This window comes from Pseudomonas sp. GL-RE-29 (assembly GCF_019947275.1).
Taxonomy (GTDB): domain Bacteria; phylum Pseudomonadota; class Gammaproteobacteria; order Pseudomonadales; family Pseudomonadaceae; genus Aquipseudomonas; species Aquipseudomonas fluorescens_A.
Window position 1 is genome coordinate 122068 of record NZ_JAGYGD010000018.1, and the last position, 19297, is coordinate 141364.

Genomic DNA, 19297 nt, shown 5'->3' on the forward strand with positions numbered 1-19297 from the left:
ACAAAGCCTGACGGCCGATTCATCGCTGAATCAGCCGTTCGGCCGGTGTTTTACAGAATGTTGAACGGGATAGTGGTCACGAGACGGAACTCGTTGATGCTGCCATCAGACTGGTTTTCACTGGCGCGGTGGGCAGTGTAGGTACCACGGATTGTGGTGGCCTTGAGCGGGCCGCTTTGAACAGCGTAAGTCGCACCGATACCGTATTCGTAATGGTGTTCGCCATCCTGTTCCTGGACGCCGTCGTAGCCTTTGCCCACCACACCTTTGTTGCCGGTGTAGTGCGTGCCGTCGATGCCCCAGCCGCGCGCCTGGTAGATGTTGAACTTCAGGCCCGGCACGCCGTATTCGGCCATGTTCAGACCATAGGCCACCTGGAAGGATTTCTCGTTCGGGCCGTTGAAGTCCGACAGCAGGGAGTTGGCCAGGTAGATGCCGTTGGTTTCGTGCAGGTAGTCGAAGTACTCGTTACCGTTCACTTCCTGGTACGAGAAGGTCAGGCTGTGCGCCTGGTGAGTCAGGCCGAACGACAGGGAGTAGGTGTCGTTGTCGATGTCGCCGATCAGCGCCTTACCTTCTTCCTGGGTTTTGTAGTAGTTCAGGCCGGTGGTCAGGCTCAGGACCTGGCTGTCACCCAGCACGTGAGTGGCGCCGAAATAGTACTGGTTCCAGATGTCTTCGGCCTGGGTTGCCCAGAGGCTGGTGGTCAGGCTGGAGAATGGGGTGTAGGTGATGCCGCCAGTGTAGATGTGGTCGGACTCTTCCCGGCCGTTGGCGTATTCGGTGCGGAATTTCTGCTGGCTTTGTTCCATACGCGGGGACACGCGGTCGAAGGTCGCGAGGTCGAAAGTCAGGTTTTCCAGTTCGGCGACGTTCAGGCTCACACCCTGGAAGCTAGAAGGCAGGGCGCGGTTGCCGATCGTATCGACTTGCGGGCTGCTGTAGCTCTGGCGGCCGGCAGTCAGGGTGCTGTTGGAGTAACGCGCCTTGACATTGGCCAGGCCCAGTTTGCTCCATTGGCCGACGGCGTCACCGCCTTTTTCGGTCAGGGTACGGTTGTTACCCGAGAACGGACCGGTCTTCGGTGCGCCACCGTTGCCGGCGGCCAGGTTCTCGCGATCCCGCTCCAGCGCGATGGCGTTGTACGCCGCGACTTCAGTGCTGAAACCTACCGCACCTTCGGTGAAGCCCGAGTTGTATTTGAGGATGGTGCCCTGCACCCAGTTGATACGGCGATCGGTTTCCGGCAACGCGCCATCTTTGCTGTAGCGGAATTTGCCCCCACGCTTGAGCTGTTCGTTGGCGTACCAGTTACGGGTCGTGCCGCTGATGGACTGGCCTTCGACAAAACCGGTGGCTTCGCTCTGGGCGCTTTTTTCTTTCACAGTAACCGGGGTGAACGCCTGGCTCTGGGTCTCCGCGTAAGCCGTGGCGGTTACGCTGCTGATGGCCAAGGCCAATAATGCGGTGCTGCTCAGTTTCATGGGTGAAGCTCCTTACTTTCTTTTTTTTATACCGGTCTTTTTTGGGTGATCCGGCTATTGGTTTGGAACTCTTGCACGCATCGCAAACGTTTGCTGTGCGCCGATTGGGCGAATTACGGCAATACGCTTGCGTGAGGGCGCAATGCGCCCCCAGCGTTCTAGCTACACGGTTTTATTTTTCGATGCTGACACCCGAGAACACGTTGCGACCGAAAGGGCTGACTTTGAACCCTTCGATTTTCGCGCTTAACGGCTGGTTGACCGTCGAGTGGGCGACTGGCGTGATCGGCACTTGCTGCTTGAGCAATTGCTGCGCCTGTTTGTAAAGCACGGTGCGCTGCTCGCGGTCGGTCACGACCTTGGCCTGCTTGATCAGCTTGTCGTAAGCCGGATCACACCACATGGAATAGTTGTTGCCGCCAATGGCGTCGCAGCTGTACAGCGTGCCGAGCCAGTTGTCCGGGTCACCATTGTCACCGGTCCAGCCAATCAGGCTGATGTCGTGCTCGCCATTCTTGGTGCGCTTGATGTACTCGCCCCATTCGTAGCTGACGATCTTGACCTTGAGGCCGATCTTCGCCCAGTCAGCCTGGAGCATCTCGGCCATCAACCTGGCGTTGGGGTTGTACGGACGCTGCACGGGCATGGCCCAGAGGGTGATTTCGGTGCCTTCCTTGACGCCGGCAGCCTTGAGCAATTCCTTGGCTTTTTCCGGGTTGTAGGCGGCGTCTTTGATGGTCTCGTTGTAGGACCACTGGGTCGGTGGCATGGCGTTGACCGCCAGTTGCCCTGCGCCCTGGTAGACGGCGTTGAGAATGCCTTGCTTGTTCACCGCCATGTCCAGCGCCTGACGCACTTCGAGCTGGTCGAACGGTTTGTGGCGCACGTTGTAGGCGATGTAGCCGAGGTTGAAGCCAGGCTTCTCGATCAGCTTCAGTGCCGGGTCATTTTTCAGCGCGGTGACGTCGGCAGGGCGCGGGTGCAGGGTGATCTGGCACTCGTTGGCCTTGAGCTTCTGCACACGGACCGATGCGTCGGTGTTGATGGCGAAGATCAGGTTGTCGAGCTTGACCCGCTCAGGGGCCCAGTACTGCTTGTTGCCGGTGTAACGGATGTTCGAGTCTTTCTGGTAGCTCTTGAACACGAACGGCCCGGTGCCGATCGGCTTCTGGTTGATGTCGCTCGGCTTGCCTTCGGCCAGCAGCTTGTCGGCGTACTCGGCGGAGAGGATCGCGGCGAAGCTCATGGCGAGGTTCTGGATGAACGCGGCGTCCACACTGTTGAGCGTGAACTCCACGGTCAGCGGCCCGGTCTTCTCGACCTTGGCGATGTTCTTGTTCAGGCTCATTCCGTTGAAATACGGGAATTCGGTCGGGTAGGCCTTACGGAAAGGTTGTTGCGGATCGAGCATGCGGTTGAACGTGAACAGCACGTCATCGGCATTGAAATCGCGTGTCGGTGTGAAGTATTTGGTCGTGTGAAATTTCACCCCGGGACGCAGGTGAAAGGTGTACTTGAGGCCGTCCTCGGAAATATCCCAGCTCGTGGCCAGGCCCGGTACGACATTGGTCGCGCCTTTTTCAAACTCTGCCAGGCGGTTGTACAACGGTTCGGCGGCGTCGTTGTCGGTCGCGGTCGTGTACTGCGCGGTATCGAAACCAGCGGGGCTGCCTTCGGAGCAGAACACCAGGCTGTTATTGGCGGCCTGGCTCATGGAAGTGGCGGCCAACAGGCCGGTACCCAGCAATGCGGATAAAACCAAGGTATGGCGCATGACGCTCTCTCTTGTTCAGTGTTTTGGCAATGAGCCCTCGGCCGTCCGGGGACGTGGAGGTCTCACTCGTTACCAGCCATGACGTTCAGCAAAAAACGATGACCCACGCATGAGCTGGTCGGATCTCGACGGTATGGAACCGTGAGTCCGGCAGTAAATGCGTAGAGTCCGAAAGACTCGTGGGAAAAGTCGACGCGTCCTAAACCTCTGCTGTATTACGCAGCGGGTTTGGATGTAGGCAAATTCCTGCTTTCTCGATAGATAAAGCAATGGCGACGTCAAAGACGTCGCCATTGCAATACCTTACTTGCTGACGCTGACGCCGTAGAAGGAGTTCAAGCCAAACGGGCTGATCTTGAAGTCCTGCACATTAGCGCGCATGGGTTGGAACACCGTCGAGTGAGCGATAGGTGTCATTGGCACCGCGTCTTTGAGGACGTGTTGCGCTTGTTTGTACAGCTCGGTGCGCTTGCCTTGGTCCGAAGTACGCTTGGCTTGTTTGACGATGTCGTCAAACTTCTTGTCGCACCACTTGGAGAAGTTGTTGCCTTCCAGCGAGTCGCAACCGAACAGCACGTTCAGCCAGTTGTCCGGATCACCATTGTCACCGCTCCAGCCAATCAGCATCGCCTGGTTCTCGCCACCTTTGGAGCGCTTGATGTACTCGCCCCACTCGTAGCTCTGGATCTTGACCTTGAGGCCGACCTTCGCCCAGTCGGACTGCAGCATTTCTGCCATCAGCTTGGCGTTCGGGTTGTATGGACGCTGTACCGGCATCGCCCACAGAACGATCTCGGTGCCTTCTTTAACGCCCGCTTCCTTGAGCAGCTCTTTGGCTTTCTCAGGGTTGTACGGCGCATCTTTGATGGTGGTGTCGTAGGACCATTGGGTCGGCGGCATGGCGTTGACGGCCAGTTGGCCAGCGCCCTGATACACGGAGTCGATGATCTGCTGCTTGTTGACCGCCATGTCCAGTGCCTGACGCACTTTCAGCTGGGCCAACGGGTTTGGCTCGTTGCTGCCCTTGACCTTGTCCATCACGTTGTAGGCGATGTAGCCCAGGTTGAAACCGGCCTGGTCAGGCAGCTTCAGGGTTTTGTCTTCGCGCAGCGCTTTCAGGTCGGCCGGACGTGGGAACAGAGTGACCTGGCACTCGTTCTTCTTCAGCTTCTGGATGCGAACCGACGGGTCGGTGGTGATGGCGAAGATCAGGTTGTCGATCTTGACGTCATCCGGCTTCCAGTAGTCCTTGTTCCCGGTGTAGCGGATGTTGGAGTCTTTCTGGTAGCTCTTGAACACGAACGGACCAGTGCCGACCGGCTTCTGGTTGATGTCGGCGGCCTTGCCTTCCTTGAGCAGCTGGGCAGCGTACTCGGCGGACTGGATCGAGGCGAAGCTCATGGCCATGTTCTGGATGAACGCGGCATCGACGTCTTTGAGGGTGAACTTGACGGTGTTGTCGTCGACTTTATCGATCTTGGTGATGTTGGTATCCATCCCCATGTCGGTGAAGTACGGGAATTCGGTCGGGTACGCTTTGCGGAACGGGTCATCCTTGTTAATCATGCGATTAAAGGTGAACAACACGTCGTCGGCGTTAAAGGTACGCGTCGGCTTGAAGTACGGGGTGGTGTGGAACTTGACGCCTTCACGCAGGTGGAAGGTGTAAGTCAGGCCGTCATCGGAGACGTCCCAGCTGGTTGCCAGGCCAGGAATAACGGCAGTGCCGCCGCGCTCGAACTGCGTCAGGCGGTTGAACATGGTTTCTGCAGAGGCGTCGAAGTCGGTTCCGGTGGTGTATTGACCTGGATCGAAACCGGCCGGGCTCCCTTCGGAGCAGAACACCAGGTTAGTCGCAGCTTGGGCGAACGGTGCGCTAGCTAGCAAGCTGGCACCTAATAAAAACGGAATGACCGCTTGTTTAAGCATGGTGGCCTCATGATTTGTTGTCATTTTTTGATTTTGAGGACGACCTCGTGAGTCGTGCCTGCGGATACTTATGCAGGGGCTATACCCAAAGCAAGATCCAGAGTGACTACAAGCCTTAAACGGTGGCACGAACGTACCTTAATGTCGCATATGTATAAAATTTGACGCAGTTGACCGTTTGCGCGGCATTTTTGCAGTGCAACTGGCGCACTTTTATGGTGCGCGAAAGCCTCGGGACGCCCGTGGGTGGGGCGAGGTGTTACCTATTTATACCCCGTCCTTAAGGGGTGGGTAGGGGTTAATCGGAGTGGTTCTCGTTGCACTGGTAATGGTCGAGTTATACCAAGTGCAACTTAACCTTCAAAACAGAACACCGACCTTGTAGGAGCTGCCGGAGGCTGAGATCTTTTCGGTGACCACCAGAAGGTCTGGAGAGCATAGATCAAGATCAAAAGATCGTCCGAACGCGGCCCGAGCCTTCGGCAGCTCCTACAGGGTGATGAAAAAAAACGGCGATCATTTGGGTGATCGCCGTTTTTTGTTCAGAGGTTATCGGTTCAAGGCATAAGCACTTCAATCGAACCGTCAGCCGTCATGCTGACCTGGCTGGTGCCCGCTTCCACTTCCGGCGTCACCGGAGCGGCGTCCATGCTGGCGGCTTTCATCATCATCGGCCCGCGCATGTACGGTTGTGGATAACCGTTGCTGTTGAGGTTCAGGTTGACGATTTTGTAGCCCTTGCCGCCGAGTGCATCGGTGGCCAGTTGCGCGCGGGCCTTGAAAGCGGTCACGGCATCCTTGAGCAGGGCGTCTTCACTGGCCTTGCGGGTTGGTGTAGCGATGGCGAAGTCCATGCCGCCCATCTTCAGGTCGGTGAGCAGCTCGCCGGTCAGTTTCGACAGGGCGGCGAAGTCTGAGCTTTCGAGACGCAGTTCGGCGCGTTCACGCCAGCCGGTGATCTTCTGACCCTTGGTGTCGTAGATCGGGTAGCTGTTGCGGCTGCCCTGGCGCAAGGTGATGTCCTTGACCTGCTTGGCCTGGGCCAGCGCCTTGTTCATGGTGGTGCTGACGTCGGCGGCGAGTTTGGCCGGGTCGGCGTTTTGTTCTTCGGTGTAGAGGGTCACGATCATCAGGTCGCGGGCCACTTCCTGACTGACTTCGGCGCGCAGGGAAATCTGGTTGTAATGAAGTTCGTCGGCAGCCAGGGCCGGGAGGCTGGCGATCGCGCCAACACTCAGGGCGAGGAGGGCGGCGCTGCGGCGGAATGTGTGCATGAAAGCTCCTAGGGTGATGCGCAGGGATATGTTCCGGGCCTGCGTGAAACCATCAGACTCTAGCGCCTATGATCCGGTTCGCACAGTTACAACTTCTATACAGATGTATGAGAAACCTGTGGCGAGGGAGCTTGCTCCCGCTCGGCTGCGTAGCAGTCGTAGAATCGGTATTCGCCATTTCCCAGTGAATGGTTGGGGCCTGCTTCGCAGTCCAGCGGGAGCAAGCTCCCTCGCCACAAAAGCGTTCCCTTACAACATCGAGCCTGGCTGTGGCCGTTTGCCGCACTTTCGCCTGCCAGGCCCCGCGCTTGGTTATACTCCCTGCGATCCGCCTGGAGCGCTCATCAGGAGAGCTCATGCTCGCCCCCGTTCAAATCACTTCCGCCACGCGCCAGAATCTCTGGCGGCTGACTTTCATCCGCACGTTGGTGCTGGCTGCCCAGGCCGGTTCCGTGGGCCTGGCCTACTGGCTCGAGTTGCTGCCGCTGCCCTGGTTTCAACTGGCCGCGACCCTCGCTTGCTCGATGCTGCTGTGCGCGTTCACGGCGATTCGCCTGCGCACTTCGTGGCCGGTGACCGAGCTCGAATACGCCGTGCAACTGGCCTGCGACCTGTTTATCCACAGTGCCCTGCTGTATTTCTCCGGCGGTTCGACCAACCCGTTCGTCTCTTATTACCTGGTGCCGCTGACCATCGCTGCCGTGACTTTGCCATGGCGCTATTCGGTGATTCTGTCGGGTATCGCGCTGACGATGTACACGCTATTGCTGGCGCGTTTCTATCCGCTGCAAACCTTCCCGATCGCCCGGGAAAACCTGCAGGTGTACGGGATGTGGTTGAGCTTCGCCCTGGCGGCGGCAGTCATCACCTTCTTCGCCGCGCGCATGGCCGAAGAGTTGCGCCGGCAGGAAGAATTGCGCGCCATCCGCCGCGAAGAAGGCCTGCGCGATCAGCAATTGCTGGCCGTGGCCACGCAAGCCGCCGGTGCCGCCCATGAACTGGGTACGCCGTTGGCGACCATGAGCGTGCTGCTCAAGGAAATGCGCCAGGACCATCACGACCCGATGTTGCAGGACGACCTGAGCGTGCTGCAGGATCAGGTCAAGCTGTGCAAGGAGACCTTGCAGCAACTGGTGCGCGCCGCCGAGGCCAATCGCCGTTTGGCCGTGGAAATGCAGGACGTCACCGACTGGCTCGACGAGGCGCTGAACCGCTGGCACCTGATGCGCCCGGAAGCCAGTTATCGCTTCCAGCGTCTTGGCCAAGGCACCGTGCCACGCATGGCACCGCCGCCGGACCTGACCCAGGCGCTGCTTAATTTGCTCAACAACGCGGCAGATGCATGCCCCGAAGGTCTGCAAGTGACACTGGACTGGGATGATGAAAACCTCACCATCAGCATTCGCGACCACGGCGCCGGCGTGCCGCTGGCCATCGCCGAGCAGATCGGCAAACCATTTTTTACCACCAAGGGCAAAGGTTTCGGCCTGGGCCTGTTTTTGAGCAAGGCCAGCGTGACACGCGCCGGCGGCTCAGTGAAACTCTACAGTCATGAGGAAGGTGGCACGCTCACCGAGCTGCGCCTGCCCCGTGTCGCCCGAGGAGACCAACATGAGTGACGAAATCCAAGTCGAAGGCGAAGAGCTGCCGCATTTGCTGCTGGTCGATGACGACGCAACGTTTACCCGCGTCATGGCTCGCGCCATGGCCCGCCGTGGTTTTCGCGTCAGCACCGCCGGCTCCGCCGAAGAGGGCCTGGAACTAGCCAAGGCCGATCTGCCGGATTACGCCGCCCTGGACCTGAAAATGGACGGCGATTCGGGCCTGGTGCTGCTGCCCAAGTTGCTGGAAATGGACCCGGAAATGCGCGTAGTCATCCTCACCGGTTATTCGAGCATTGCCACCGCCGTCGAGGCGATCAAGCGTGGCGCCTGCAACTACCTGTGCAAACCGGCCGACGCCGACGACGTGCTGGCTGCATTGCTTTCCGAGCATGCCGACCTCGACAGCCTGGTACCGGAAAACCCGATGTCCGTGGACCGCTTGCAGTGGGAACACATCCAGCGCGTGTTGACCGAACACGAAGGCAACATCTCCGCCACTGCCCGTGCCCTGGGCATGCACCGCCGCACGCTGCAGCGCAAACTGCAGAAGCGTCCCGTCCGTCGCTGAACCTGCGCTGAACGAATGCGGGCCGCTCCTCGCGACAAACCGAACCGATCATCTATGATCGGTTCGTGCATGTTTTTTTCTTTATCGAGCCTTATCCATGAATCAGAACGCTGAGTATTCCGCGGTCAACGATACTGTGCGCGGGCAGTTTTTTAGCAAAGTGTGGGCGATGATCACGCCTTACTGGCGCAGTGAAGAGAAGGTCAAGGCCTGGACGTTGCTGATCGCCGTAATTGCGCTGTCGCTGATCAGCGTGGGGATCTCGGTGTGGTTCAACACCTGGTACAAGGATTTCTACAACGCGTTGCAACAAAAGGACGAGGAGGCGTTCTGGCGGCTGATCCTGTATTTCTGCGGCATTGCCGCGGTGGCGATTGTCGGTGCGGTGTACCGTCTGTACCTGACGCAGATGCTGACGATTCGCTGGCGGGCGTGGCTCACTGAAAAGCATTTCAACCGTTGGCTCGGCAACAAGAATTACTACCAGCTGGAGCAGGGTGGTTACACCGATAACCCGGACCAGCGGATTTCCGAAGACCTCAACAGCTTCACCTCTGACACCTTGAGTCTGGGCATTGGCCTGCTGCGCAATATCGTCAGCCTGGTGTCGTTCTCGATCATCCTCTGGGGTGTGTCGGGCAGCATCGAAGTGTTCGGTGTGACCATTCCTGGCTACATGTTCTGGTGCGTGCTGGTTTATGCAGTGGTGGGGAGCTGGCTGACGCATTTGATCGGTCGTCGCTTGATTGGCCTGAACAACCGGCAACAACGCTTCGAAGCCGACTTGCGTTTCTCCATGGTGCGGATTCGTGAGAATGCCGAAAGCATCGCGTTGTACAACGGCGAACCGAACGAAAACCGTCGTTTGAGCAGCCGCTTCGGCATGGTCTGGCACAACTTCTGGGACATCATGAAGGTGTCCAAGCGTCTGACGTTCTTCACCTCCGGGTATGAACAAGCCGCCGTTATCTTCCCGTTCATGGTGGCCGCGCCGCGTTACCTCGCCGGCAAGATCGAACTCGGTGAGCTGATGCAAATCAGCTCGGCGTTCGGCAATGTCCAGGACAGTTTCAGCTGGTTCATTACCGCGTACCAGAGCCTCGCCTCATGGCGCGCCACCTGCGATCGTCTGCTCAGTTTCCGTCAGGCCATGACTGACATCGAACAACGGCCGCCGGCCATTGATGTGCAAAACACCGGTTCAGTGTTGAAGGTGCACGACCTTGGCCTGGACCTGGCTGACGGCCGTCACCTGTTGACCAACGCCGACATGACCGTGGAGGAGGGCGAGCGCGTGATGCTCAGCGGCCGCTCCGGCAGCGGCAAGTCGACCCTGCTGCGGGCGATGGGGCATTTGTGGCCGGCGGGTCACGGCAGTATTCGCCTGCCAGCGGCGCGTTACCTGTTCTTGCCGCAGAAACCGTATCTGCCGATTGGCACATTGCGTGAGGCGCTGAGTTATCCACAGCCTGGCGAAACCTATCCGCAAGAGCGCTACGCCCAAGTGCTGGAAACCTGCCGTTTGCCGCATCTGGTGGCGCGTCTGGATGAAGCCAATCACTGGCAGCGCATGCTGTCGCCGGGCGAGCAGCAACGCCTGGCCTTCGCCCGCGCGCTGCTTTATGCGCCGCAATGGCTGTACATGGACGAAGCGACTTCAGCGATGGACGAGGAGGATGAAGCGTCGCTGTATCAGGCGCTGATTGATGAGTTGCCGGGGTTGAGCATTGTCAGCGTCGGGCATCGCAGCAGCTTGAAACGATTCCACCCACGGCACATTCGTATAGAGAATGGCCACCTGGTGGATCAAACCGTGCCCGCATAAACACCCTGCCCCTTTAGGAGCTGGCTTGCCAGCGATGAACGATAGCGCAGTTCCATACACAAACCGCGTTATGGCCATCGCTGGCAAGCCAGCTCCTACAGGGCGGTGGTGATCGTACAACCGCGTTGAGCTATGATGCGGTTTCAGCCGAATTTTTCGAGACAGATGTTCACCATGGAAAACCCGAACGACGTACCACGCCTCCCTCGCAAGCGCCGCAGTCTCGCGCAGGAACTGGTGACGGTGCTGTCCGAGCAGATCCGCGACGGCCACCTCAAGCGGGGCGACAAGTTGCCCACCGAGTCGGCGATCATGGATGCCCATGGCGTCAGCCGCACGGTCGTGCGCGAGGCGATTTCCCGTTTGCAGGCGGCCGGGCAGGTGGAAACCCGCCACGGCATAGGCACCTTCGTCCTCGATACCCCGAGCCCGAGCGGTTTTCGCATCGACCCGGCGACCGTGGTCACGCTGCGTGACGTGCTGGCGATTCTGGAGTTGCGCATCAGCCTCGAAGTGGAATCCGCCGGCCTGGCCGCACAACGTCGCAGCCCTGAGCAGTTGGCGCTGATGCGCGCGGCACTGGATGCACTGAACGAAAGTGTTTCCCACGCCAGCGATGCGGTGGCCTCGGACTTCCAGTTCCACTTGCAGATCGCCCTGGCGACCGGCAACCGCTACTTCACCGACATCATGACGCACCTGGGCACCAGCATCATTCCGCGCACCCGCCTCAACTCCGCGCGGCTGGCCCATGACGATCAACAGCACTATATGAGTCGCCTGAGCCGCGAGCACGAAGAGATCTTCGACGCGATCGCCCGCCAGGACTCCGACGCCGCGCGCGCGGCCATGCGCTTGCACCTGACCAACAGCCGTGAGCGGTTGCGTCATGCGCATGAAGAGGCTGAGGCGCAGCGGGTATAGGGACGTTCAGGATCTTCCACCGTTCGGTCAAGTAATCGGCATGCTCTTTGGTGTAGTCACCCTACACATAGAATTTTTGTTCGGGTGACTTCCCAGGAGGACCCCGACAGCTGTTCAAATTCGACCCAATCGCCGATCTGCAGATGGAGGCCGAAGCCCATCGCGGTGATTGGGGTGTGAGCTACGGTTCGATGCGCAACGTCAGCGGCACACTGGTTTGTGGCTCGTTCTCGCCGCCGATCTCGTAAAACAGCGTGACTGGCTTGTTCACGTATCTCTCCAGCTCTTCTCTCGCGACGTAAACTCTCAGGTTTGGCGTTCTTTCGACGTCGTCAGTTTCTTCGCTGTATTGTCCGGTAGGGGTCTTGTTACCCCGCCATTCCTGGTCGCCTTTGCCCAAGTTCAAGATTGCCAATGCTTCGTTTAATGGTGAGGAATAGGCGGAATCAGGAATGCCTACTTCCAGATCTCCTTTGAGCTTTGACAACGCCACGACAATCTCCTGATCGGCGTTTGGGGTTGGGAATTGTGTAAGCGTTGGGGCTGCAAGCGCCATGATGTGGCTCCTTTGAATGTCGAGCCTGGCGTAATGGGGTGCAGCTCAACCCAAGCTCACAGTCAGAGAGTTATCCCCTTCAGATGCGCCATCCGAAACTGATAGAAATTACAGTTTCGACGAATGGTTTCGCTGCTTTTTTAAATCCTAAGACGACGTACCACTCGGATTCGCATCAACTGAAGCTCCATCATTTTTCCAGCCTCCAGTAAATGCCTTGAAGCAGGGCGTTCACGAGTATTTGTCGAACAATTTTCACCCTCAGCGATGAAATGCAGTTGACGGTTATTTTTTAAGTTGTACGATGACCTACAACTTCGGCGAAGGCTGAACGGTTTTCTCACACATAAACGTTGCTACCCAGGGTGTTCGAATAATGAATCCACAAGAACTGAAGTCCATCCTCTCTTCCGGCCTGCTGTCTTTCCCGGTCACCGATTTCAATGCCCAGGGCGATTTCAACCGCGCTGGTTACATCAAGCGTCTCGAATGGCTGGCCCCATACGGCGCCTCGGCTCTGTTCGCCGCAGGCGGCACCGGTGAGTTCTTCTCTCTGGCGGCCAGCGAATATTCGGAAATCATCAAGACTGCCGTCGACACCTGCGCCACCAGCGTGCCAATCCTCGCCGGCGTGGGCGGTTCGACCCGTCAAGCCATCGAATACGCTCAGGAAGCTGAGCGTCTGGGTGCCAAAGGCCTGTTGCTGCTGCCGCACTACCTGACCGAAGCCAGCCAGGACGGCGTTGCCGCCCACGTTGAAGCCGTGTGCAAATCGGTCAACATCGGCGTAGTGGTTTACAACCGTAACGTCTGCCGCCTGACCGCGCCGCTGCTGGAGCGTCTGGCCGAGCGTTGCCCGAACCTGATCGGCTACAAGGATGGCCTGGGCGATATCGAGTTGATGGTGTCGATCCGTCGCCGCCTCGGTGATCGCTTCAGCTACCTGGGCGGTTTGCCGACCGCTGAAGTCTATGCCGCGGCCTACAAGGCGCTGGGCGTGCCGGTCTACTCCTCGGCAGTGTTCAACTTCATCCCGAAAACCGCGATGGACTTCTACCACGCGATCGCTCGTGAAGATCACGCCACCGTTGGCAAGATCATCGACGACTTCTTCCTGCCGTACCTGGACATCCGTAACCGCAAGGCTGGCTACGCGGTGAGCATCGTCAAGGCCGGGGCAAAAATTGCCGGCTACGACGCAGGTCCTGTGCGTGCACCGCTGACCGACCTGACCGGCGAAGAGTACGAAATGCTCGCCGCGTTGATCGACAAGCAGGGTGCGCAGTAACACATCCGATTAAGTAAGGCCGCTGAGCGATCAGCGGCCTTTTGCGTGAGGAGATCTTAAAGTGGCAGATGCAAAGCGTTTCGATAACTACATCAATGGCGAATGGGTTGCCGGTGGCGATTACTCGGCCAACATCAACCCGTCCGAACTGACCGACACCATCGGCGATTACGCCAAGGCTGACCTGGCTCAGGTCAACGCCGCCATCGACGCCGCCCGTGCCGCGTTCCCGGCATGGTCCACTTCCGGCATTCAGGCGCGTCACGATTCCCTGGATAAAGTCGGCAGCGAAATTCTCGCCCGTCGCGAAGAGCTCGGCACCCTGCTGGCCCGGGAAGAGGGCAAGACCCTGCCCGAGGCCATTGGCGAAGTGACCCGCGCCGGCAACATCTTCAAGTTCTTCGCCGGCGAATGCCTGCGCCTGTCCGGCGACTATCTGCCGTCGGTGCGTCCGGGCGTCAACGTTGAAGTCACCCGCGAAGCTCTGGGCGTGGTCGGTCTGATCACCCCGTGGAACTTCCCGATTGCCATCCCGTCGTGGAAAATCGCCCCGGCCCTGGCCTACGGCAACTGCGTCGTGCTGAAACCTGCTGACCTGGTACCGGGTTGCGCCTGGGCCCTGGCCGAAATCATCTCCCGCGCGGGCTTCCCGGCCGGTGTGTTCAACCTGGTGATGGGCAGTGGTCGCGTGGTTGGCGATGCACTGGTCCATAGCCCGAAAGTCGACGGCATCAGCTTCACCGGTTCCGTGGGTGTTGGTCGTCAGATCGCTGTCAGCTGCGTGTCGCGTCAGGCCAAAGTTCAGCTGGAAATGGGCGGCAAGAACCCGCAGATCATTCTCGACGACGCCGACCTCAAGCAAGCGGTCGAGCTGTCGGTACAGAGCGCGTTCTACTCCACCGGCCAGCGTTGCACCGCCTCGAGCCGCTTCATCGTCACCGCCGGGATTCACGACAAATTTGTCGAAGCCATGGCCGAGCGCATGAAATCGATCAAGGTCGGCCACGCGTTGAAATCCGGCACTGACATCGGTCCGGTGGTCTCGCAAGCGCAGCTTGAACAAGACATGAAGTACATCGATATCGGCCAGTCCGAAGGTGCACGTCTGGTCAGCGGCGGCGGTCTGGTGACTTGCGATACCGAAGGCTACTTCCTCGCGCCAACGCTGTTTGCCGACAGCGAAGCGTCGATGCGCATCAGCCGCGAAGAGATCTTCGGCCCGGTGGCCAACATCGTTCGCGTCGCCGATTACGAAGCTGCGCTGGCCATGGCCAACGACACCGAGTTCGGTCTGTCGGCGGGCATCGCCACCACTTCGTTGAAGTACGCGAACCACTTCAAGCGCCACTCCCAGGCCGGGATGGTGATGGTCAACCTGCCGACCGCTGGTGTCGATTACCACGTTCCGTTCGGTGGCCGTAAAGGTTCATCCTATGGCTCACGTGAGCAAGGTCGCTATGCGCAAGAGTTCTACACGGTCGTGAAAACCTCCTACATCGGCTCCTGATCCACCCGGCACCACCTCGGTGGCGCCGGATACCGTGTAGGAGCTGCCGCAGGCTGCGATCTTTTGATCTTGTTTTTTAAGGTCAAGATCAAAAGATCGCAGCCTGCGGCAGCTCCTACAGGGAAAAACAGATTCACCCGCGCATAAAAATAATTTGTGGGAGTACATCTACATGCAATCGACTCAGAAGCCGACTCACGTCCGCTATTTGATCCTGCTCATGCTTTTCCTGGTGACCACGATCAACTACGCCGACCGGGCGACCATCGCTATCGCCGGTTCCAGCCTGCAAAAAGACCTCGGCATCGACGCCGTTACCCTCGGCTACATCTTCTCCGCATTCGGTTGGGCCTACGTGGCCGGGCAAATTCCCGGTGGCTGGTTGCTGGACCGTTTCGGCTCGAAAAAAATCTACGCTCTGAGCATCTTCACCTGGTCGCTGTTCACCGTGCTGCAGGGTTATGTCGGCGAGTTCGGCATGTCCACCGCAGTGGTCGCGCTCTTCATGCTGCGCTTCCTGGTGGGCCTGGCCGAAGCGCCATCCTTCCCCGGCAACGCGCGCATTGTCGCGGCCTGGTTCCCGACGGCTGAACGTGGCACCGCTTCGGCGATCTTCAACTCGGCGCAATACTTTGCCACCGTGTTGTTCGCACCGCTGATGGGCTGGATCGTCTACAGCTTCGGCTGGCAGCACGTGTTCATCGTCATGGGCGTGATCGGCATTATCTTCTCCGGCATCTGGCTGAAGGTGATCTACAGCCCGCGCCAACACCCGATGATCAATGACGCCGAGTTCAAGCACATCGCCGATAACGGCGGCATGGTCGACATGGACCAGGACAAAGGCAAAGGCAAAAAGGGCGACGGTCCGAAGTGGGATTACATTCGCCAACTGCTGACCAACCGCATGATGCTCGGCGTGTATCTGGGCCAATACTGTATCAACGGCATCACCTACTTCTTCCTGACCTGGTTCCCGGTGTACCTGGTTCAAGAGCGCGGCATGACCATCCTCAAGGCCGGTTTCATTGCCTCGTTGCCAGCTATCTGCGGCTTTATCGGCGGCGTCCTCGGCGGAGTGATTTCCGATTACCTGCTGCGCAAAGGCCATTCCCTGACCTTCGCCCGCAAGGCACCGATCATTGCCGGCCTGCTGGTGTCCAGCAGCATCGTGGCCTGCAACTATGTCGATGTTGAGTGGATGGTCGTTGGCTTCATGGCTTTGGCTTTCTTCGGCAAAGGCGTAGGCGCACTGGGTTGGGCCGTTGTGTCCGACACTTCGCCGAAACAGATTGCCGGTCTCAGCGGTGGCCTGTTCAACACCTTCGGTAACATCGCTTCGATCACCACTCCAATCGTGATCGGCTACATCATCAGCTCCACCGGTTCGTTCAAATGGGCGTTGGTATTCGTCGGTTGCAACGCACTGGTCGCGGTGTTCAGCTATCTGGTCATCGTAGGTCCGATCAAGCGTGTGGTGCTCAAAGAGCCACCGGTCAGCGGTCCTGAAACTCACAACAAATTGTCTCAAGCGCATTCCTGAGGAGCGGCGTCATGCAGTTGATTGAACATTCCGACTCGCCGCGCTACATCCGCCTGCACGAGCGGGACAACGTGGTGATCGTGGTCAACGATCAGGGCGTACCGGCCGGCACCGCATTTGCGGACGGCCTGGTCACCGTGGACTTCGTGCCACAGAGCCACAAGGTCACCCTGGAAGACATTCCCGAGGGTGGCCAGGTGATTCGTTACGGTCAGACCATTGGCTACGCCTTGCAGCCGATTCCACGCGGCAGTTGGGTCAAGGAAGATCAACTGCGCATGCCGACCGCGCCACCGCTGGACAGCCTGCCGCTGTCCACCGAAGTGCCGGCCGCGCAGGCACCGCTGGAAGGCTTCACCTTCGAGGGTTATCGCAACGCCGACGGCACCGTCGGCACGCGCAACATCCTTGGCATCACCACCACCGTGCAATGCGTGACTGGTGTGCTGGATCACGCGGTCAAGCGCATCAAGGATGAGTTGTTGCCCAAGTACCCGCACGTCGATGACGTGGTGGCGCTGACCCACAGCTACGGCTGTGGCGTGGCGATCACCGCCACCGACGCCTACATCCCGATTCGCACCGTGCGCAACCTGGCGCGCAACCCGAACCTGGGCGGCGAGGCGTTGGTGATCAGCCTGGGTTGCGAGAAATTGCAGGCCGGGCAAGTGATGCACGAGAACGACAGCTCGGTGGATTTGAGCGAGCCGTGGTTGTATCGGCTGCAGGATTCCAGCCACGGTTTTACCGAGATGATCGAGCAGATCATGGAGCTGGCGGAAACCCGTTTGAAGAAGCTCGATCAACGCCGTCGGGAAACCGTGCCGGCGTCCGAGCTGATCCTCGGCATGCAGTGCGGTGGCAGTGATGCGTTTTCCGGGATCACCGCCAACCCGGCCTTGGGCTATGCCTCGGATTTGTTGTTGCGCGCCGGTGCGACGGTGATGTTCTCCGAAGTTACCGAAGTGCGCGACGCGATCTACCTGCTGACCTCCCGCGCGCAGACCAAGGAAGTCGCCCAGGAACTGGTGCGGGAGATGGACTGGTACGACCGTTATCTGGCCAAGGGTGAAGCGGATCGCAGCGCCAACACCACGCCGGGCAACAAAAAGGGTGGGTTGTCGAACATTGTCGAGAAGTCCTTGGGCTCGATCGTCAAGTCCGGCAGCAGCGCCATCACTGGCGTGCTCGGCCCTGGCGAGCGGGTCAAGGACAAAGGCCTGATCTTCTGCGCGACCCCGGCCAGCGACTTTGTCTGCGGGACGTTGCAACTGGCGGCGGGGATGAACCTGCATGTATTCACCACCGGTCGTGGCACGCCTTACGGTTTGGCCATGGCGCCGGTGGTAAAGGTGTCGACCCGAACCGAGCTGGCGCAGCGCTGGCCCGACCTGATCGACATCGATGCCGGACACATCGCCACCGGACGCGCGTCCATCGAGGACCTCGGCTGGGAGTTGTTCCACTACTACCTGGACGTGGCCAGCGGCAAGAAACAGACGTGGGCCGAAAAGCACAAGCTGCATAACGACATCACCTTGTTCAACCCGGCGCCGATTACTTAAGACTGTGGCGAGGGAGCTTGCTCCCGCTGGACTGCGCAGCAGTCCCCTGCTTTGAAATGAGGAGGGGGCCGCTTCGCGACCCAGCGGGAGCAAGCTCCCTCGCCACAGGTTACTCATCGCCTGCCAGCGAAGACTTTCTCCCAGACGCCAACGTCGTCAGTGGCTTATCATTAGCCCCCTAACGACGCCCACCTCAAGGTCCTCTCCGGCATGCTGGCAATTTTCCTCGAAACCCTGAACATCACCGCCCCGGTGTTCGCCATGCTGTTTCTTGGGGTGCTGCTCAAACGCATCGACTGGATCAACGACAATTTCATCCACACCGCATCGTCCCTGGTGTTCAACGTCACCATGCCGGCGTTGCTGTTTCTGGGCATCCTGCATGCTGACCTGCACGCCGCGCTGCAACCGGCGCTGCTGATCTACTTCTCCCTCGCGACCCTGGTGTGCTTTGCCATCGCCTGGGGCTGGGCGATTTTCAAGTGCCCGCGGGAAGACCGAGGGATCTACACCCAAGGCGCATTTCGCGGTAACAACGGCGTGATCGGCCTGGCGCTGGCCGCGAGCATGTACGGCGACTACGGGATTTCCCTCGGGGCGATTCTCGCGGCGCTGGTGATCCTGTTCTACAACACGCTCTCGACCATCGTCCTGGCGGTCTACAGCCCGGTGATCAAGTCCGACCCGTGGAGCATTTGCAAAAGCGTGATGATCAACCCGCTGATCATCAGCGTGTTTGCGGCGGCGCCCTTTGCGTACTTCAAAATCAGCTTGCCGGGATGGCTGGAGACGTCTGGCCAATATCTGGCGCAAACCACTTTGCCATTGGCGTTGATCTGCATCGGCGGCACGTTGTCGCTGGCGGCGATGCGCAAAAGCGGCTCGATGGCGCTCAGTTCAAGCCTGGTGAAAATGCTCGGCCTGCCGATTCTGGCGACACTCGGCGCGTGGCTTTGGGGCTTTCGTGGGGCGGAGTTGGGGATTCTGTTTCTGTACTTCGGCAGCCCGACAGCGGCGGCCAGTTTTGTCATGGCCCGGGCGGCGGATGGCAATCATGAACTGGCGGCGGCGATTATCGTCATCACCACGTTGATGGCGGCGGTGACCACCAATATCGGGATCTTTTTGTTGCAGTGGGGTGGGTGGATCTAATTCTTGAATCTGCGGTGTTGTAGTGGGCCTCACCGCGGGCAAGCCCGCTCCCACAGGTTTCTCAGTTGTTGATGACATTTCCTTCGCAACGAAAAACCTTGTGGGAGATTCTATGTTGCAGGGGAACCCTGCAGCCTTAAATTCGGCTGGTATTCGCTCTGGTTTTTCATGAGAGCGAATGCCACCCGGCACAGCTTGCGCGCGAGGATGACCAGGGCTTGGGTTTTTGCCAGGCCTCTGGCCAGATAGGACTCATAAAAAGGTTTCCAGATTGGAGATCGACAAGCCGCCATTGCCGCGTTGT

The 19297-nt window shown here is 59.0% G+C and carries 14 protein-coding genes and 1 pseudogene; 9 read left to right on the forward strand and 6 right to left on the reverse strand.

All coding sequences use genetic code 11. The annotated features are described in order from the left end of the window. Positions 1 to 50 precede the first annotated feature (50 nt). From KGB21_RS16575 to KGB21_RS16590, 4 genes are all read right to left on the reverse strand, one after another. Positions 51 to 1484: an OprD family porin gene (locus KGB21_RS16575; protein ID WP_034148301.1), complete on the reverse strand. Its 1434-nt coding sequence runs from the start codon at positions 1482 to 1484 to the stop codon at positions 51 to 53. 172 nt (positions 1485 to 1656) lie between these two features. Next, entirely contained in the window at positions 1657 to 3258 is a 1602-nt protein-coding gene (locus tag KGB21_RS16580) for an ABC transporter substrate-binding protein (protein WP_223505843.1), read from the reverse strand. Between the two features lie 303 nt (positions 3259 to 3561). Next, the gene (locus KGB21_RS16585) at positions 3562 to 5187 is read right to left on the reverse strand and encodes an ABC transporter substrate-binding protein (RefSeq protein ID WP_223505844.1); all 1626 of its coding nucleotides are present in this window, start codon (positions 5185 to 5187) and stop codon (positions 3562 to 3564) included. A gap of 557 nt (positions 5188 to 5744) precedes the next feature. After that, complete coding sequence (locus KGB21_RS16590; RefSeq protein WP_034148298.1) at positions 5745 to 6461, reverse strand: SIMPL domain-containing protein; 717 nt, start codon at positions 6459 to 6461, stop codon at positions 5745 to 5747. Positions 6462 to 6817: 356 nt separating this feature from the next. On the opposite strand from KGB21_RS16590, the gene KGB21_RS16595 reads away from it, so the two are divergent. The 4 genes from KGB21_RS16595 to KGB21_RS16610 all read left to right on the forward strand — a co-directional run bounded on the left by KGB21_RS16595 (position 6818) and on the right by KGB21_RS16610 (position 11382). Then, positions 6818 to 8080, forward strand: a complete 1263-nt coding sequence (locus KGB21_RS16595; RefSeq protein WP_034148297.1) for an ATP-binding protein — start codon at positions 6818 to 6820, stop codon at positions 8078 to 8080. Continuing rightward, entirely contained in the window at positions 8073 to 8633 is a 561-nt protein-coding gene (locus tag KGB21_RS16600) for a response regulator transcription factor (protein ID WP_034148296.1), read from the forward strand. Before KGB21_RS16595 ends, KGB21_RS16600 begins: the two co-directional genes overlap by 8 nt. 97 nt (positions 8634 to 8730) lie before the next feature. Further along, positions 8731 to 10458: an ABC transporter ATP-binding protein/permease gene (locus KGB21_RS16605; RefSeq protein ID WP_034148295.1), complete on the forward strand. Its 1728-nt coding sequence runs from the start codon at positions 8731 to 8733 to the stop codon at positions 10456 to 10458. A 174-nt stretch (positions 10459 to 10632) separates the two neighbouring features. Then, positions 10633 to 11382: a FadR/GntR family transcriptional regulator gene (locus KGB21_RS16610; protein WP_223505846.1), complete on the forward strand. Its 750-nt coding sequence runs from the start codon at positions 10633 to 10635 to the stop codon at positions 11380 to 11382. Positions 11383 to 11563: 181 nt separating this feature from the next. Here KGB21_RS16610 and KGB21_RS16615 read toward each other — a convergent pair whose 3' ends face one another. Continuing rightward, a complete protein-coding gene (locus KGB21_RS16615; protein ID WP_223505847.1) occupies positions 11564 to 11938 on the reverse strand; it encodes a hypothetical protein in 375 nt (124 codons plus the stop codon). A gap of 376 nt (positions 11939 to 12314) precedes the next feature. On the opposite strand from KGB21_RS16615, the gene kdgD reads away from it, so the two are divergent. The 5 genes from kdgD to KGB21_RS16640 all read left to right on the forward strand — a co-directional run bounded on the left by kdgD (position 12315) and on the right by KGB21_RS16640 (position 18993). Next, a complete protein-coding gene (gene kdgD, locus KGB21_RS16620; RefSeq protein ID WP_007976489.1) occupies positions 12315 to 13226 on the forward strand; it encodes a 5-dehydro-4-deoxyglucarate dehydratase in 912 nt (303 codons plus the stop codon). Between the two features lie 61 nt (positions 13227 to 13287). Next, a complete protein-coding gene (locus tag KGB21_RS16625; RefSeq protein ID WP_223505849.1) occupies positions 13288 to 14733 on the forward strand; it encodes an aldehyde dehydrogenase family protein in 1446 nt (481 codons plus the stop codon). A gap of 172 nt (positions 14734 to 14905) precedes the next feature. Continuing rightward, on the forward strand, positions 14906 to 16276 hold the full coding sequence (locus KGB21_RS16630) for an MFS transporter (RefSeq protein WP_034148292.1): 1371 nt from the start codon (positions 14906 to 14908) through the stop codon (positions 16274 to 16276). 11 nt (positions 16277 to 16287) lie between these two features. After that, positions 16288 to 17841, forward strand: coding sequence for a galactarate dehydratase (gene garD, locus KGB21_RS16635; protein WP_223505851.1), 1554 nt, complete (start codon positions 16288 to 16290; stop codon positions 17839 to 17841). 210 nt (positions 17842 to 18051) lie between these two features. Continuing rightward, entirely contained in the window at positions 18052 to 18993 is a 942-nt protein-coding gene (locus KGB21_RS16640) for an AEC family transporter (RefSeq protein WP_034148290.1), read from the forward strand. A 110-nt stretch (positions 18994 to 19103) separates the two neighbouring features. Here the strand turns inward: KGB21_RS16640 and KGB21_RS16645 are convergent. Then, positions 19104 to 19297, reverse strand: a pseudogene (locus tag KGB21_RS16645) (IS110 family transposase); the annotation flags it as partial.

Coding starts and splice junctions, on each gene's coding strand:
- KGB21_RS16610 (WP_223505846.1), top strand. CDS start 10,633: ATGGAAAACCCGAACGACGTACCACGCCTCCCTCGCAAGCGCCGCAGT.
- KGB21_RS16590 (WP_034148298.1), bottom strand. CDS start 6,461: ATGCACACATTCCGCCGCAGCGCCGCCCTCCTCGCCCTGAGTGTTGGC.
- KGB21_RS16615 (WP_223505847.1), bottom strand. CDS start 11,938: ATGGCGCTTGCAGCCCCAACGCTTACACAATTCCCAACCCCAAACGCC.
- KGB21_RS16605 (WP_034148295.1), top strand. CDS start 8,731: ATGAATCAGAACGCTGAGTATTCCGCGGTCAACGATACTGTGCGCGGG.
- KGB21_RS16575 (WP_034148301.1), bottom strand. CDS start 1,484: ATGAAACTGAGCAGCACCGCATTATTGGCCTTGGCCATCAGCAGCGTA.
- KGB21_RS16640 (WP_034148290.1), top strand. CDS start 18,052: ATGCTGGCAATTTTCCTCGAAACCCTGAACATCACCGCCCCGGTGTTC.
- kdgD (WP_007976489.1), top strand. CDS start 12,315: ATGAATCCACAAGAACTGAAGTCCATCCTCTCTTCCGGCCTGCTGTCT.
- KGB21_RS16600 (WP_034148296.1), top strand. CDS start 8,073: ATGAGTGACGAAATCCAAGTCGAAGGCGAAGAGCTGCCGCATTTGCTG.
- KGB21_RS16630 (WP_034148292.1), top strand. CDS start 14,906: ATGCAATCGACTCAGAAGCCGACTCACGTCCGCTATTTGATCCTGCTC.
- KGB21_RS16580 (WP_223505843.1), bottom strand. CDS start 3,258: ATGCGCCATACCTTGGTTTTATCCGCATTGCTGGGTACCGGCCTGTTG.
- KGB21_RS16585 (WP_223505844.1), bottom strand. CDS start 5,187: ATGCTTAAACAAGCGGTCATTCCGTTTTTATTAGGTGCCAGCTTGCTA.
- garD (WP_223505851.1), top strand. CDS start 16,288: ATGCAGTTGATTGAACATTCCGACTCGCCGCGCTACATCCGCCTGCAC.
- KGB21_RS16595 (WP_034148297.1), top strand. CDS start 6,818: ATGCTCGCCCCCGTTCAAATCACTTCCGCCACGCGCCAGAATCTCTGG.